The organism is Komagataeibacter sp. FXV3, assembly GCF_015155755.1.
Classification (GTDB): domain Bacteria; phylum Pseudomonadota; class Alphaproteobacteria; order Acetobacterales; family Acetobacteraceae; genus Komagataeibacter.
The window spans coordinates 1-16,267 of sequence record NZ_VWPI01000124.1; the positions used below are offsets into that span (position 1 = coordinate 1).

Below are 16,267 nucleotides of genomic sequence, written 5' to 3' on the forward strand. Positions count from 1 at the left end.
ATCACCACCGCATCCCCCACCGCGCCATAGCCATCACCCTTTGTCACTGACAGCGCCTGGTCCACCACGCTTTCGATATTATGGACCGGCGTTTCCTGTCCCACGGATACCGCCTGCACGCCCCATGCAACCGCCAGCCTGCGGGCAATGTCATCGGTCGGGGTCAGGCCAAGGATGGTGCAGGTGGGCCGTTCACGCGCAATACGCAGCGCGGTGCGACCCGACAGGGTAAAGGCCACCACGGCTGCGGCATCAAGGGTGGATGAAATCTGGCGCGCGGCGGCGGCAATGGCGCCGGGCACGTCATGTTCCGGATCAGGGCTGGATGTTTCCATCTGGCGACGCCAGACCTCGTCCTCCTCCACCCGGCGCACGATCCGGTCCATGATGGCGACCGCTTCACGCGGGTATGACCCTACCGCCGTTTCAGCCGACAGCATGACGGCGTCCGCCCCGTCAAACACCGCCGTCGCCACGTCCGATGCCTCCGCCCGGGTGGGCGTCGGGGCATGGACCATGCTTTCCAGCATCTGGGTCGCCACCACGACCGGGCGACCAAGCTGCCGGGCAATGCGGATGATGCGTTTCTGCGCCAGCGGCACGCGTTCGGGCGGCAGTTCGACCCCCAGGTCGCCACGCGCCACCATCACCGCGTCCGACAGGGCGACGATTTCATGCAGGTTGTCCATCGCCTGCGGCTTTTCCAGCTTGGTCATGATCCATGCCCGGCCCGCCGCCAGTTTCCGGGCCTCACGCACGTCCTCGGGACGCTGCACGAAGGACAGGCCGACATATTCGATGCCAAGGTCCAGCGCGAAGGCCATGTCAGCCCGGTCCTTGTCTGTCAGCGCGGGGATGGGCAGGACCACATCGGGCACATTGACCCCCTTGTGATCCGACAGCGGACCACCAAGCACCACCTCGGTAAGAAGGAAGTCATCGCCCCGGTCAAATATCCGCAGCGCCAGCCTGCCATCATCCAGCAGCAGCGTGCTGCCCACGGCGGCGGCGGTGATGATTTCGGGATGCGGCAGGCAGACCCGTGTCTCGTTCCCCGGCGTGGGATCAAGATCCAGCCGGAAGCGTGCGCCCGCGCTCAACTGCACCTTTCCATTGGAAAAATTGCCCACGCGCAGTTTTGGCCCCTGCACATCGGCCAGAATGCCAATCGGGCGCCCCAGTTCGGCCTCCACATTGCGGATCACGGCATGACGGGCGGCGTGGTCGGCATGGGTGCCATGGGAAAAATTCAGCCGGAACACATCAACCCCCGCCACCGCCAGCGCGCGAATGGTCGCGTGGTCCGTGGTGGCCGGCCCCAGTGTCGAGACAATCTTGGTCCGGCGCATGGCGCGATAGGGTTTATCCGGCATTTTCTTCTCCAGCCCGTTTACGATCAACCGTCAGGAAGGGGATATGACCTCCTGCGGCAACAGCCCCCACACGGCGCTGCGTTCCAGCCATCCGCTGTACTGCTTGACCGATACCTTGCACCATGACGTACCCGCCTGGCACTGCCGCAGCGTGCCTACCACGCCGGGACGCAGCACGGCCACGACGGGCGATGTCGTGCTGGCGTCCGAACGCAGCATGACAGCCCCCCTGATATCCGCCGCGTCAGCCGCGTCCGCCACATGACCGACAATACGGGTATCCGCCCGGCCGATCACGTCGGTTTCCTTGGCGGCAGGCTGTCCTGCCTGCTGGGCATCGCCCTGTGGGGGCAGTCCCGGAATGACAAACGTGCGCGTTCCCACCAGGGTTGCCTGATGGACCCAGCCCTTCTGGCCGTCCGAATCCTCCACCAGGCGCCAGACATCGAATTCGCGCTCGATCTTCACCGGCAGGCCGCGGCGGTGGTACACCCAGTCAATGGGATAGCGCTGGCCCGGCCCGGTGCGCAGGTTGACCTCATCCGCGCGGAAGGCGGCGAAGCGCGGCAGCGGCAGGCCGGTCACGCTGCCCTTCGTATTGTCCACCGGGGCAAGGGCCGCGGGCGCATCCGGCGGCGGGGCCGCATGCGCGGGCGGCGGCGGGGCGCTGCCGGCAACCGCGGCAGCCCCTGCTGTCCCGGCCGCAACCCCCGCCGCCGCACCGGCGGCAGCGGCTGCGTGATGATGGTGATGCGCCCCGGCCGCATGGGTTTTCTTTTCCTTGCCCGCATGGGCATGGGCGGACGTGGCCTCGGCGGTTTTGGCATGGTGGGCATGATGGTGCGTCGTGGCCTGTGCCACGGCACGGTCCATATGCCCACCACCCATGACCAGCACGGCCGCACAGGCTGCCAGATATCCCCGCCGCACGGGGGTGCGGGACGGCACGCGGGCCGGTCGCGCAAGGAATTCATGCCGCACGCACTGCGCCATCGTGTTCTCTTGTCCTTACAGGGTTATGATCTGCCGCCCCCGGGCGGCTTCAAGGAAAGTCGGGACACCCGCCACCTGCACGCAGGGCAGCAGACGGTCCGCAGGAAGATCGCACAGTTTCAGCGCCGCTTCACAGGCCATAAATGTCGCATCCAGTTCAATCGCCGCATCACGTAACGTATCCATGCCCGCGACCCCACGCGCGCGCACCAATGCGTCGTCACCCGCATCATGCAGCCCGCTCCAGTCACGCGCCAGCGCATGCACCCCACGTCCCGCCGCAAACACGATGACGGGCCGGCCAATGGCCAGCGCCCCCGCCGCCAGCACGAAGGCATAATGCGCACGGGCGTACGCCCCATCATATAACAGGATGGCCATGGCTCCGTCGTCCCCCATCATGATGCCGTTCCTTCGGGCACGCCACAGGCCATGGGGGCGGCGTCACGATGGGCGGACAGATCATGGATGGTGGGGTGTGCGCCACATAATGCGCAGTCGGGATCAGTCGGCAGGGTAATGGTGTGGAAGCGCATGGCCAGCGCGTCCCATACCAGCAGCCGCCCGGCAAGACTTTCACCGATACCGAGGATTTCCTTCAGCGCCTCGGTCGCCTGCAACGTGCCCATCACGCCCGTCACCGCGCCGAACACACCCGCTTCGGCGCAGGATGGCACCGTGCCCGCGGGTGGTGCTTCGGGATACAGGCAGCGATAGCACGGGCCACCGGGGCGGAAGGTGGACAACTGCCCCTCAAACCGCAGCACGGCGGCGGAAATCAGGGTCCGTCCCTCCAGCGCGCAGGCATCGGCCACCAGGTAGCGGGTGGCGAAATTGTCGCAGCCATCACAGACAAGGTCATAGTCACGCACCAGCGTGCGCGCGTTGGCGGCGGTCAGCCGGACGTTATGACAATCCACCCGTGTTCCCGGATTGATCGCATGCATGGCGTGGGCGGCCGACTCGACTTTCGGCTGACCGATCCGGTCGGTCACATGCGCGACCTGCCGCTGCAGGTTGGACAGTTCGACCACGTCATCATCAACCAGCCCGATGCGTCCCACCCCCGCTGCCGCAAGATACAGGGCAACGGGTGAACCGAGTCCGCCCGCGCCAACAATCAGAACACTGGCCTTTTTCAGGGCTTCCTGCCCCGTTCCGCCAACTTCGGGCAGCAGGATGTGGCGCGCGTAGCGCTGGATCTCGTCCTCTGAAAAATTCATCCCTGCCTCCTGCCCCGGCCTGTCACGCAACCATGGCCGATATACCGCGTCCGTTGCGTGATGCAGCCGGAAGCGACGGGCATACGATCACGATTACGTGATAATTTCTTCAGCCAATCATGAAACCAATGCATGCCGGATATGTTTCCAGTATAGTCTAGGAAAGCCGCGAAACCATATGGGGGGAGTATAAATCAATGTCTTATCTTTCCCGCATGGAAATTCCCGACAGCGTTGCCGCCCTGCGCCGCCAGCAGGCGCGATGGGTCTGCGTCGGCACGCTGGCGGCAGCGACCTCACTCTATGCGGCGTCGCCATTTTTCACGCTGTGGTCCATCACTTCGGCCATCCGCACGCATGACATGGGCAGCCTGAACACCTGTCTCAAATGGGAATCGGTGCGCAACGGGCTGAAGACACAGGCGGTCGATAGCCTGATTGGCCCCCCGCATGCGGACGACGAACTGCCGGAATTCGGCGCATCCTTCGCGTCCTCCGCCGTGTCGAACGCCATTGATGAGGAAGTGCGCCCTGACAAGCTGGGCATGCTGGTGGATCACCTGATGCCGCAGGAACAGCCCAGCACGCCACAGACACTGTTTGGCCTGATGCGGCATGTACATATGCATTTCACCCATCCGGGCGTGTTCGAGGCAAGCGTCATCATGCCCGGGCATGAAAATGAAACGCCACTGCGCCTGCAGATGCGCATCCATGCCTTCCAGTGGAAGATCCATCACATAGACCTGCCTGCCCCCCGGCACGCGCCACTGGTCGAAGCTTCGGCCGGGCCCGTGCCCCAGCCGGTCACACAGCCCTGATACGGCTGTAACGGGCGGGCGTTCCCGCCCGCCATGTGGCCAGAAACAGGATTACTTCGGCGCGGGCAGGTCTTCTTCCAGCACGGTCATGTGGACAGCATAGGACACTTCACCTTCGTCCTCGTCACGGTGGACGGTACCCACCACTTCACCATTGACCGCCAGTTCAACGGACAGACCGGCACGCGGCGGCGCATTGACCGTCAGCCCCGGTGAACCCAGCAGACGACGCAGGCAGACCTGAAGACGCGAAATTTCGGAAGAGGACATGGCAGCCATGAAACGTATGTTCTCCAAAATGGCAGGACCCGCCAGAAACAGGATCGGGGCCGGATATGGCCCGGTAGTCAACGCGCGTGGCAGGTCCGGTCAGGATCGCGCGGCTGCCCCGTGACATGTGCGGGCATCGCCGCAGGCTATAGGCATATGTGTCCGCCCCTGCAACCGCATGCCCATGATTTTCCCCGGCATCGCCGCGTCCCCGCCACGATTCCCCTGTTTCCTGACCATAGCGCAACACCAGTAAGAAGGGAGAACAAAGACCATGTGCCTACGATCTTTTCCCCGGCTGATGCTGCTTGTGGCCCTGCTTGCTCCCCCCATCGGGCTGACAGCGCTTGCAGCCAGCCTGCCGCAGTCCGGTCCCTCCGCAACCGAAACCGGCATGGACCTGAACGCGCGCACCCTGTCACGCCAGATCCATGAAGATGGCGCGGAAGCCACCGTCAGGACACTGGACACGCACCGGGCATGGCCCCGCCTGCGCCGGGCCGTGGCAGCGGGGTGGGATGGATGGATTGAACTTGTGCCCGACCTGATCGCCCATACGGATGACGCGACAGCGCGCCAGCTGCGCACGGCCCTGCGGCAGGCGCTGCCACGTAATCCGCATGCTGTCCTGTCGGTGCTGGACCCCGGCAACGGGCCACTGCTAGGCGCGGGAGCGCTGTGCACGCCCCATGGCATGCCCGCACGCTGGGCCCATGACAGCATGCGCGCCATCAGCGCCGAACATGACATTCACCTGACCCATCAGGTCAATGACTGCCTTGCGGCGCTGTCAGCCAGTACGACGGCTACTGGAAAGGCAAATAGCGGAACGTGACGTAAATGGTGTTGCCACCGGTGGTGGGGGATGCCCCGTCACCACCTTTATAGGCCAATTTGCGCAGATAGGTGTACTGCACACCGCTCATCACCGCGCCATACCCCCCCTGCAGCACATGCCACCAGCCGCCCACCGTCAGGTCGGCCAGGGTATGGGTCTGGGCGTCACAGCTGCCACCGCTGATCTGTTCCACGTTGCAGCTGCTCAGCGCGAGGTCATTCACCCCATAGCCATACTGGTAGCCATTCGCGTTATAGGTGCGCCGCCCGGCACTTTCCACGCCACCATACAGATAGACCAGCAGGTTGGGGGTCGGATGGCCGATCAGCCCCATGCTGCCGATGATTTCGGGAATTGGCGCGGGCGTGCCATTGGCCTTGAACGTGGCATCAGGCAGCATGCCGGGGCCATAGCGGCCGATCCCCTCGCCCGCCAGCACGTTACCGGTAAACTGCAGGTAGCGGGGAATGACATGCACCGTCACGTCACCACCAACGCCACCGGCGAAGGACACCCGTTCACGGATCGGGCCATTCGGGGCCTGCGCCATGGCCTTGAACCAGCGCGCAAGGCCATAGATTTCGTAATGGGCGGGCTTGGTGTCCAGCGCGCCTTTCAGCACGATATCAGGGGCGACATCCATACTGTATTTGGCATTGGGGTTGAGCATGCCGGAGCCTGCGTTGCTGTACAGCAGGGTCGTGCCGGATGATGCGATCGTATCATCGCTTGCCCCCGTCAGCATGGCGTGGCTGCCGCCATTGGCGGCATAGGCCACCTGCGGCGCTTCCAGCGACAGCCCCAGCCACCATTTGCGCCCGAAATCCTTGATGAAGCGGATCTGCGGCACGCGGGTGAACACGATGCCCGGTATCTGGTTGTTATCGACCACGGGCGGCAGCTGTTCATGACGCGACAGCAGGCCCTGCGTATAGCCGGTGGTCAGGCTCCATGCCTGCCCCGCCAGCACGTGGAAGCCCCATTTCGTGTTGCTGTAGGTCATGTACGCCTGACGGATTCGCGGCGTGTAGCTGTTGGTCTGGTAACTGTTGGCCGTGCCCGCGGCCCCACCGAAATCGGTTTCAATATAGCCTGACAGGGTCTCGTCCTTGGTGGGAGATCCCTGCAGCAGCACGCTCAGACGCGTCAGCTGCGCGGAGGGACGATATTCCCCCGTATGCGCATTGGGGCTGTTGGCATAGGGGAAGCTGCCCCAGCTTGTGGCGGGACCGCTGGTCAGGTTCTTGCTGCGGTAGATGTTCGAAAAGTCAATGAAGCCACCCAGACGCACCGACACCCCGCCAATGCGGAAAATGGGCGGCAGGCTGTCCACGCCCGTCTGGGTAATGGCCAGCGGGCTGGAGGAATCAAGGTCAAGCCTGGGCTGCGCGGGGACGATGGATTCCGTCATGGTGTTTTCAGCCGCAGCCTGCGCCTGCGCGTCATCCGACAGGGTCGGACCACCAATGGTCAGGCGCGACAGGTCGGGCATGGCCGTGATCTGTCCCATCGTGCTGCCGCCCGATGTCCCCCCGCCCGACGGGTGGCCGCCGGACCGCAGCGTGCGCCCGGCCAGGACATGCTGGCTGCCATGCGTCATGCCGTGACGGGATTCCAGCTGTTCGACCTTGGCTTCCAGCCGCCGCATTTCGGCATGAAGGGCACGGATTTCCGCCATGTCGTCCGCACGCGCATCATCGGCCACGGCCATGCCACCCAGCATGACCATCAACCCGCCGAGCAACAGGCGCGGGCGCCGCATTCCGTCAGGACGACAGGAAAAACGATCCACTTTCCAACAGTAATCCATCAGTCTGGCGCGTCTGCCCCTGAACATGCGGTTAATAAAAAAATCTGTACGCACCCGCTGCATGTACTGATGATGAATACAGTAACAAACGGACACGGCAGATAAAAACCGATCCCTTCCTTATCCGCCACATGCCGGATGGAATAGAGGAATGGCTCGACACCCTATATAGAAAAAACGTTCAACTGCTATGCATTAACTATTCTCATGCACGGCATATATTCGCATGATTTCGTTTATTTCACACCATTCCTCCCCTTAACTCAAGACCTCTACATGCTTGAATGAAGGAGTAATGGACATGACCGCAGCCCGGCTGCCCGGTTCCCACCCCATTGAGGACCGGCCACTCGCCGGGGCGCCGCACCCCGATCATCCCTTTCACTGGAAACTGTATGGCTGCGAACTGGTGGCGACAGTAGCGCTTATGATCTGCGGGATCGTGTCCGTCACGGTACTGACCACACCCTATACCGCCATTGGCCGAATGCTTGCCCCCCACCCGATCGTGCAGACGGCGCTGTGCGGGCTGTTCTTCGGGCTGTCGGGCACGGTTGCGGCGTTCACCCCGTTCGGGCGGGTCAGCGGGGCGCATGTCAGTCCCTCCGTCTCGCTGGCGTTCAGCCTTGCGGGACGGCTGGGGATTGTGGACCTGTGCGGGTATGTGGCAGCCCAGATGATGGGGGCATACGTCGCAACCCTGCTGCTTGCGGCCCTGGGGCATGTCCTGCCCGTATGGGGGCGGATGGTGCAGGCTTCTGCCTATGCCGCGACCGTGCCCTTTTCAGGGGTCGCCATCATGTGGCCGCTGGTGACCGAAATCGTACTGACGGCACTGCTGGTGCTGATGCTGTGCTATCTTGCGGGCCATCCCGTGCTGAAATGGGTGACGCCGTGGGCGGGGGGACTGTTCTTCCTTGTGTGCAACCCGGTGTCCGCATGGCTGTCGGGCAACAGTTCCAATCTTGCACGCAGCTTCGGCCCGGCCATGGTCGCGGGACAGTGGGAGTCGTTCTGGATCTATGCGCTGGGACCCTTCATGGGGGCTGCGCTGGCGATATGGCTGATCCGCTCCCGCCTGCTGGGCCGGATCGAGGTGGAGGAGGCGCGGCTGGTCAATTTCGGCCATCATGGCCGCATTCCCTCCCTTCTGCATCCCGGTCGCCATGCCGGGGAGAAGGACTGAAATCACGACAAATTATAGTGGTTAGCCAACGTGGCACTTGCAATTCGTTAAAATCATTCCCAAGATTATTCCACTGAATGGCGAATCGGGCGGCAAGCCCGGTCCGCAGGCGTTCTCAGGGCGGGGCGAAATTCCCCACCGGCGGTGTTTGTTCCCTGTAACAGGGGCACATAAGTCCGCGAGCGCCCGGCCGCAGCACATGCGGGCGGGGTCAAGCAGATCCGGTGCAATTCCGGAACCGACGGTTACAGTCCGGATGAGAGAGAACGGAAACTATGGTCCTGCCTTCCATCCGTGAAGGCAGGTGGATGGTTTTACGCGCCCTGGGTCCGTCCGGATGGATGGAGTACTGTGTTTTGGACGCGTTGCCACAGGGTGTCACACCCCCTTCAGGCCCCGACATGCCAGCCACGATCGCGCACGCCTTTCGTGCGGCGGTGGATGAAGCCGCGCGCCATGTAGGGGCGACCACCCCCAACCCGCCGGTGGGCTGCGCCCTGCTGGACGCCGCCGGCACGATCCTGGCCGTTGGCGGCCACCACCGCGCTGGCACCCCCCATGCCGAAATACAGGCCATAAACCAGTGCCGCGAACGCGGGTTGCTGGATCGCGCCCACACGGCGGTCGTGACACTGGAACCATGCAACCATACCGGCCGCACCGGCCCGTGTTCACAGGCGCTGCTGGCGACGCCGGTGCGTGATGTCTGGATTGGCGTGCGCGATCCCAACCCCCATGTCGAAGGCGGCGGGGCGGACTACCTGCGCCAGCATGACTGCCGCGTGCATGTTCTCCACCCCACCGGGCCGCAGGCCGAAATACAGGCCATGTGCCGCAGCCTTCTGGCCCCCTTCGCCCATTTCATGCGCACGGGACAGCCGTGGATCACGGTCAAGCAGGCGCTGGACGCCACGGGGTCCATGCTGCCGCCGGCAGGGCGCACCACCTTTACCTCCGCTGCGTCGCTTGACCTTGCCCACCACCTGCGCCGCGCCACGGATGCGGTGATTACCACAGGGGACACCATCCGCGCCGACAGGCCGGGCCTGGACGTGCGCCGGGTGGCCGATCACCCCGGTCGCGCGCCACGTGTCCTGGCCATCTGCACCCGGACGGGGGAAGTGGACGAGGCATACCTGCAGGCCGCGCGCGCACGCGGCTTTGCGGTGCAGGTGTGCACCGACATCAACGCCCTGCCCGACATGCTGGGCATGGCGGGCGTGACATGGGCGATGGTGGAAGCCGGCCCCCGGCTGCTGGCGGAAATCGAGACCCGTGACCTGTGGCACGACTGGCTGGCCATCACCGCCCGCCCTGATGGCACGGACCAGTACAGCATACGCGTGCGGGAGGGGGATGTGACGCCGCTACGCCTGTTCCCCGAACTGGCCGCCGTGAAGGAGTAATCATGTTTTCCGGCATTATTGAACACCAGGGCCGCATCACCGCCGCGCGTCGGCTGGACCGGGACCTGGACATAACCGTGGCCACCGGCATTCCCGACCTGACACTGGGTGAGAGCATTGCCGTCAATGGCGTGTGCCTGACGGTCACATCATTTGATGCGGCGGGAACGGCCACGTTCTTCATCAGTTCGGAATCGCTGGACCGCACGGCGCTGGGACGGCTTGCCACCGGGCATACCGTCAACCTTGAACGCGCCGTCACGCCCACCACCCGCCTGTCGGGTCATATCGTGCAGGGGCATGTGGACGGAACCGGACGGCTTGCGGCGGTAAAACAGGCAGGCGAGGCCCGACACATCACCTTTATCGTGCCTGCCCGCCTGCGCCGCTACCTGGTGGAAAAGGGGTCGATCACGATCGACGGCATCAGCCTGACGCTGAACGAAGTCGGCGCACCGGGGGAAGATGGCTGTGGTGCGGATGAATTCCGCATCGCCCTGATGATCATCCCCCACACATGGGACCACACCACCCTTGGCACCCTGAAGGCCGGGGCCCCCGTGAATATCGAAGTCGATGTCATCGCAAAATATGTGGAGAGCGTATGTCAGTATCGTTGATGCCCCCGGCACTGGCACAGGCCGTTGCCACCATCCGCCGGGGCGGGATGATCATCCTTGTGGATGATGAGGACCGCGAGAACGAAGGCGACCTGGTCATGGCCGCCGAACTGGTCACGCCACAGGCCATGAACTTCATGGTCACCCATGCGCGTGGACTGGTGTGCATGCCCATGTCGCCCGAACGCATTGCGCAGCTCAACCTGCCCATGATGACACAGGTGAACACCTGTCCGCGCGGCACGGCGTTTACCGTGTCCATCGAGGCGCGTGAGGGCGTCACCACCGGCATTTCGGCCGCCGACCGCGCCGAAACCGTGCTGGTGGCGGCAGCGCCCGATGCGAAGCCCGGGGATCTGGTCTCACCCGGTCATATCTTCCCGCTGCGCGCGGTGCCCGGCGGCACGGTGGCACGCCCCGGCCATACCGAGGCCTCGGTCGACCTCGCCCGCATGGCGGGGCTGATCCCGGCTGCCGTGATCTGCGAGATCATGAACGAGGACGGCACCATGGCCCGCATGGACGACCTGCGTCCGTATGCCAAACGCCATGGGCTGCAGATCCTGTCCATCGCTGAACTGGCGAAATGGCTGGAAGCCAACCCGATCGGCGCCACGCCAGAGGCAAAACCCGCCATCGAGCAGGTCGCCCGCGCCCACCTGCCCAGCCGCTTTGGCGGGCCGGACATGATGATCCACGCCTTTCGCGCGCCCGATGGCACCGAACATGTCGCCATGGTCAAGGGCCAGCCTGACCGCGCGGGCACCGTACCACTGGTGCGCCTGCATTCGGAATGCGTGACGGGCGATGCGCTGGGATCGCTGCGGTGCGACTGCGGCGCGCAGCTGCAGGGCGCGCTGGAACAGATCGGGCGCGCGGAATCCGGTGTGCTGGTCTATGTGCGCGGTCATGAAGGGCGCGGCATCGGCCTGGCCAACAAGATCCGCGCCTATGCGCTACAGGATGAAGGACTGGATACGGTGGACGCCAACCACCGGCTGGGATTCCAGACCGATGCGCGTGACTGGCAGGCGGCATCTGACATCCTGCGCGCGCTGGGGGTGAACCGGCTCGACCTGCTGACCAACAACCCCGACAAGGTACATGCGCTGGAACGTCATGGCTTTGACGTGCGTGAACGCATCCCCCTTGCGGTGGAACCCAATCCCTTCAACCGGGCCTATCTGGAAGCCAAGCGTACCCGGATGGGGCATGCCCTGTGCGAACCCGCAACAGCGGACGCCCACTGACAAAAGTCTTTGGTGAAGCTTTTTTCCCAAAAAGCTTCGAAGAATGCCGCCTTTTTGAAAAAAGGCGGCACCCAGAAACTCTTGTCATTTTTTATCAAAACGTTGTTCCAGATCCCCTTCTACAACAAAAAACGGAAAACTCCCGGATATGAGCACCAACATCCCCTCCGCCCCCGCCACGCTTGAATTCGCCCGCCCGCCGCGCGTCGCCATTGTGGTCAGCCGCTTCAATGAAAACGTGACCCATGGCCTGCGTGATGGCGCGCTGGCATGGCTGGGGGAACATGACATTTCCATGCGTAATGAAGATGTCATGTATGCGCCGGGGGCGTACGAACTGCCGCTGCTGGCACAGACGCTGGCACGCACCGGCCGGTACGATGGCGTGGTCTGCCTTGGCTGCGTGATCAAGGGCGATACGGCGCATTTCGAATTCATAAGCCTGGGTGCTGCCGTGGGCCTGCAGCAGGCGGCGCTGAACACGGAAGTGCCAATCGCGTTTGGCGTACTGACCACCTACACGGACGAACAGGCGGTGGTCCGTTCGCGTGACGATGTACACAACAAGGGTCGCGAAGCCGTGGCCGCCTGTGTTGAAAGTATCGCATTGCTTCAGAAAATCAGAGGCTGCTAAGATATGCTGGCAGTCCATTAAATGGCTGAAAACAGCCTTTTAATGGTCCTGTTTGGGGGAACATGGACAGGGATGGCGAATGCGGCAGCTTACCTTCATTGCCGGGGCATTCGGTATCGGTCTGACGATATGGATGCTGGGGCGTTTTGGCCTGCATGACATCATCCGGCTGATCGCGGCCGGGGGGTGGAGCATTCCTGCCATCATCATTTTCCACGCAAGCCAGGTCTGTGTTTCGGCGCAGGCATGGCGCCTGCTGGCCCAGAGCGGCCGCCCCCGCCTGTCCTTTACCGATTTTTTCGCCCTGCGCTGCGCGCGTGAAGGGATCAACAACCTGCTGCCGGTGGCGCAGGTTGGGGGCGAGGTCATTACCACCCGCCTCATGGCCCGGCGGGAAAACCTTGGCATCAGGCGCGCCGCCGCCGCCACGATCTGTGACCTGACCATTGAACTGCTCAGTCAGGTCACCTTCACGCTGATCGGGCTTGGGCTGCTGTTCTGCCTGGTCAACCGTTCGCATGTGACGGACGAACTGATGGAAAGTGCCGGGGCGGCCGTAGCACTGGGTGCGGTGTTCTTCGGCAGCCAGTACCTGGGCGCCATTTCCCTTGTGGAAAAGCTGCTGGTGCGCATCGCCGCCCATCTGGGATGGGACGGGATGGACGACATCCGTGGGCTGCATGCCGAAATCATCGCCCTTTACCGCACACGTGAAAATTCGCTGCGCGCGGGGAGCCTGCAACTGCTTGGCTGGTCGCTTGGCACGTTCGAGGTGTTTCTTGTCCTGACCGCCATGGGGCACCCCCTTTCACTGGCTGACAGCTTTGTGATCGAAAGCGTGGGGCAGGCCGCGAAGTCGGCCGGTTTTGCCGTACCCGGTGCGCTGGGCGTGTCGGAGGGGGGATATATCATCATCGGCAGCCTGTTCGGGCTGTCGCCACAGGTCGGGATCGCGCTGTCGCTCATCAAGCGCCTGCGGGAGATTGCATGGGGCCTGCCATCGCTCATGGCATGGCAGGTAATGGAAATACGCTGGATCCGCCCCGCCCCGTCCCCCCCGCGGGAGATGCACCTGCCCGGTCAGTCATGATGTCCGGGTATGGCGCGGTACATCGTGTGACAAAGAACCACCTTGCATCGGGACCACATCATGGGCCAAACCGGGCCTCTTCACCGACTGCCGCGCTTCATGCGGCACGACGTAGGTTTCTGAAGGGCTGAATACTCGTCATGCTATCGGTACCGCTTGGGCGCCTTGTCGCTTTCTGTTCCCGTCGTGCCATTGCGGTGGTACTGGCATTCGCCTGCCTGATCGCGGGGGCGACCTATGCCAGTTACGCGCTGTTGGGCGTGACCACGGATACGGGGACAATGTTCTCATCCTCGCTGGACTGGAAAAAGCGCTCGGACGAGATGGGACGGCTGTTTCCACAGAAACAGGACCAGCTTGTCGCCGTGATCGACGCGGCCCTGCCCGAAGAGGCACAACAGACCGCGCTGGCGCTGGCGGCAAAGCTGCATGACGACCATGCCCATTTCAATTACGTCACCACGCCCCAGACCGATCCCTATCTGGTGCGCAACGGCCTTATGTTCCTTAACCCCAAGGCACTGGAGCGGGTGCTCAACACCACCATCACCGCGCAGCCGTTCCTGAGCGAACTGGCCGCCGACCCGTCGGGGCGCGGCCTGTTCAACGCGCTGAACCTGATTGCGCTGGGCATAAGCCAGGGGCAGGCCGATCTTGGTCCCTTCCATGCGGCGCTGGACGGTTTCGCCACGACGCTGCAGCATTCGGTATCGGACACGCCCGAACCCCTGTCATGGGAACGCCTGCTGGCGGGTGACCTGGCTGATCTTGGTGGCAAGTACCAGTTTGTCGTGACCCAGCCCAAGCTGGATTATGATTCCTTCCAGCCCGGTGGCGCCGCGTCGGACGCCATCCGTGATGCCGCCAATGCCCTGCCCTTTGTCAAGAGCGGCCGGGCGCATGTCCACATTACCGGCGATACCCAGATCGCGGATGAGGAATTCGCCACCGTGGCCGAAGGCATGGTCGCCGGATTGCTGGGGTCGCTGGTACTGGTCACGCTATGGCTGATCCTGGCGGTGCATACGTGGCGCATCATCGTGCCGATCATCATAACACTGGTGTCCGGGCTGCTGCTGACCACCGGGTTCGCAGCACTCGTGGTAGGCAAGCTGAACCTGATTTCGGTCGCGTTCGCCATCCTGTTCGTTGGCATCGCGGTGGATTTCGCCATCCAGTTCTCGGTCCGGTTCCGTGCGCAGGCGCTGCCTGATGGCACGTCACCGGGACTGCTGGACGCGCTTGAGCAGACCGGCAATGAAACCGGGCACCAGATCCTTGTGGCCGCCATGGCGACATCGGCCGGGTTCCTTGCCTTTACCCCCACCGCCTTTGTCGGCGTGGCCCAGCTTGGCCTGATTGCCGGTTTCGGCATGCTGTTCGCCTTCATCTGCACGCTGACGCTACTGCCGGCACTGCTGCGGCTGTTCCGCCCGACTTCGGGCCATGGCAAGATCGGGTTCGCCTTTGCCCGCCCGATTGACGTTGCAATCCGCCATCACCGCAAGCCGATCCTGGGCGCCTTCGTGGTGATCGCGCTGGTGGGCGTAGCCCTTGTGCCCCGCCTGACATTCGACGCCGACCCGCTGCATACCAAGAACCCCAAATCGGAAGGCATGGTCACGCTGGGCATGCTGATGTCGGAACCGCAGTATTCGCCCTATACGGTGGATGTGCTGATGCCGAACCTGGACCAGGCGGCCGCCATGTCCGACAAGCTGTCGGACCTGCCGATGGTGCATGACGCACTATGGCTTGGGTCTCTCGTGCCTACGGACCAGAAGACCAAGCTGCCCCTGATCCAGGATGCCGCGAACATCATGCTGCCGACCCTGCTGGTCCCCAACCCCAAACCCGCGCCGAATGCGGACGACCTGCGGACGGCGGCGGCCAAGACGGCGGCGGCCCTTGGCGGCGTGATGGACAAACTGCCCGCCAATGACCCGCTGCGCCGCATCCAGTCCGCACTGGCCCATCTGTCACAGGCGGACGACCAGCGCGTGCTGGCCACCAATGAGGCACTGGTGCGCTTCCTGCCCATGCAGCTGAACATGCTGCGCGACATGCTGCAGGTGAAGCCGGTTACGATTTCCGATGTGCCCGCGCAGCTGGCGCATGACTATCTGCTGCCTGATGGCCGCGCACTGGTCGAGGTTCATCCGACCAAGGAGATGAAGGGCAACCGGGCACTGCACACCTATGTGGATGAAATCCAGAAGGTCGCCCCGATGGCGGCGGGTTCCGCCATCGACATCGTGCAGAGTGCGGCGACCATGGTACATGCCTTTGTCACGGCTGCTGCCGCCGCCATCGTGATGATTGCCATTATCCTTGCCGTCGCCCTGCGCAAGCTGCTGGATACGGCGCTGGTGCTGGCGCCGCTGCTGCTTTCGGCGCTGATGACGGTCATCCTGATCATCGTGGTGCCCGAACAGCTGAACTTCGCCAACATCATCGCCCTGCCCCTGCTGCTGGGGGTTGGCGTGTCGTTCAACATCTATTTCGTCATGAACTGGCGCGCGGGGATCAGGCTGCCCCTGTCCAGCCCGACGGCACGCGCAGTGCTGTTTTCCGCGCTGACGACCGGCACGGCCTTCGGTTCGCTGGCGGCGTCCCACCATCCGGGCACGGCCAGCATGGGCCGGCTGCTGCTGCTGTCGCTGGCGTGCACGCTGGTGGCGACGCTGATCTTCGTGCCAGCGCTCCTGCCCAAGCGCCCGATCGACGAGGAATGATCCCGTCCTGCCGGGAAC

General features: G+C 63.7%; 15 protein-coding genes and 1 riboswitch. Of the genes, 9 read left to right on the forward strand and 6 right to left on the reverse strand.

Annotated features, from left to right (window positions below; all coding sequences use genetic code 11):
• The 4 genes from pyk to F1542_RS10960 form a co-directional block, all read right to left on the reverse strand.
• Positions 1-1,373: pyruvate kinase (gene pyk, locus F1542_RS10945; RefSeq protein ID WP_193733065.1), on the reverse strand; the 1,373-nt coding region annotated here is incomplete at its 3' end.
• A gap of 30 nt (positions 1,374-1,403) precedes the next feature.
• The gene (locus F1542_RS10950; protein ID WP_193733066.1) at positions 1,404-2,366 is read right to left on the reverse strand and encodes an SH3 domain-containing protein; all 963 of its coding nucleotides are present in this window, start codon (positions 2,364-2,366) and stop codon (positions 1,404-1,406) included.
• A 15-nt stretch (positions 2,367-2,381) separates the two neighbouring features.
• Positions 2,382-2,768, reverse strand: coding sequence for a DsrE family protein (locus F1542_RS10955; protein WP_193733067.1), 387 nt, complete (start codon positions 2,766-2,768; stop codon positions 2,382-2,384).
• Complete coding sequence (locus F1542_RS10960) at positions 2,765-3,589, reverse strand: molybdopterin-synthase adenylyltransferase MoeB (protein ID WP_193733068.1); 825 nt, start codon at positions 3,587-3,589, stop codon at positions 2,765-2,767. The genes F1542_RS10955 and F1542_RS10960 overlap by 4 nt, the downstream gene beginning before the upstream one ends.
• 197 nt (positions 3,590-3,786) lie before the next feature.
• On the opposite strand from F1542_RS10960, the gene F1542_RS10965 reads away from it, so the two are divergent.
• The gene (locus F1542_RS10965) at positions 3,787-4,410 is read left to right on the forward strand and encodes a DUF2939 domain-containing protein (RefSeq protein ID WP_193733069.1); all 624 of its coding nucleotides are present in this window, start codon (positions 3,787-3,789) and stop codon (positions 4,408-4,410) included.
• Positions 4,411-4,461: 51 nt separating this feature from the next.
• Here the strand turns inward: F1542_RS10965 and F1542_RS10970 are convergent, their stop codons facing one another.
• Positions 4,462-4,689, reverse strand: a complete 228-nt coding sequence (locus F1542_RS10970; RefSeq protein WP_010513711.1) for a DUF3126 family protein — start codon at positions 4,687-4,689, stop codon at positions 4,462-4,464.
• A 292-nt stretch (positions 4,690-4,981) separates the two neighbouring features.
• Here F1542_RS10970 and F1542_RS10975 point away from each other — a divergent pair, with 292 nt between their 5' ends.
• Positions 4,982-5,515: a hypothetical protein gene (locus F1542_RS10975; RefSeq protein WP_193733154.1), complete on the forward strand. Its 534-nt coding sequence runs from the start codon at positions 4,982-4,984 to the stop codon at positions 5,513-5,515.
• Here F1542_RS10975 and F1542_RS10980 read toward each other — a convergent pair.
• Complete coding sequence (locus tag F1542_RS10980; RefSeq protein WP_193733155.1) at positions 5,487-7,280, reverse strand: hypothetical protein; 1,794 nt, start codon at positions 7,278-7,280, stop codon at positions 5,487-5,489. The two genes, F1542_RS10975 and F1542_RS10980, sit on opposite strands and share 29 nt — an antisense overlap.
• Before the next feature lie 343 nt (positions 7,281-7,623).
• Between F1542_RS10980 and F1542_RS10985 the strand changes: the two genes are divergently transcribed.
• The 7 genes from F1542_RS10985 to F1542_RS11015 all read left to right on the forward strand — a co-directional run bounded on the left by F1542_RS10985 (position 7,624) and on the right by F1542_RS11015 (position 16,249).
• On the forward strand, positions 7,624-8,514 hold the full coding sequence (locus F1542_RS10985) for an aquaporin (protein WP_193733070.1): 891 nt from the start codon (positions 7,624-7,626) through the stop codon (positions 8,512-8,514).
• 107 nt (positions 8,515-8,621) lie between these two features.
• A riboswitch (FMN riboswitch) is annotated at positions 8,622-8,786 on the forward strand.
• A 129-nt stretch (positions 8,787-8,915) separates the two neighbouring features.
• Entirely contained in the window at positions 8,916-9,920 is a 1,005-nt protein-coding gene (ribD, locus tag F1542_RS10990; protein WP_193733071.1) for a bifunctional diaminohydroxyphosphoribosylaminopyrimidine deaminase/5-amino-6-(5-phosphoribosylamino)uracil reductase RibD, read from the forward strand.
• Between the two features lie 2 nt (positions 9,921-9,922).
• Positions 9,923-10,540 carry a riboflavin synthase gene (locus F1542_RS10995; protein WP_193733072.1) on the forward strand — a complete coding sequence of 206 codons (618 nt, stop codon included), beginning with the start codon at positions 9,923-9,925 and terminating at the stop codon, positions 10,538-10,540.
• Positions 10,540-11,790 (forward strand): 3,4-dihydroxy-2-butanone-4-phosphate synthase, encoded by a 1,251-nt coding sequence (ribB, locus tag F1542_RS11000; RefSeq protein ID WP_193733156.1) that lies wholly within the window; start codon positions 10,540-10,542, stop codon positions 11,788-11,790. The genes F1542_RS10995 and ribB overlap by 1 nt, the downstream gene beginning before the upstream one ends.
• A gap of 148 nt (positions 11,791-11,938) precedes the next feature.
• Positions 11,939-12,424, forward strand: coding sequence for a 6,7-dimethyl-8-ribityllumazine synthase (gene ribH / locus F1542_RS11005; protein WP_193733073.1), 486 nt, complete (start codon positions 11,939-11,941; stop codon positions 12,422-12,424).
• Positions 12,425-12,503: 79 nt separating this feature from the next.
• Positions 12,504-13,514, forward strand: a complete 1,011-nt coding sequence (locus tag F1542_RS11010; protein WP_193733074.1) for a lysylphosphatidylglycerol synthase domain-containing protein — start codon at positions 12,504-12,506, stop codon at positions 13,512-13,514.
• Between the two features lie 140 nt (positions 13,515-13,654).
• The gene (locus tag F1542_RS11015; RefSeq protein ID WP_193733075.1) at positions 13,655-16,249 is read left to right on the forward strand and encodes an MMPL family transporter; all 2,595 of its coding nucleotides are present in this window, start codon (positions 13,655-13,657) and stop codon (positions 16,247-16,249) included.
• Positions 16,250-16,267: the final 18 nt, after the last annotated feature.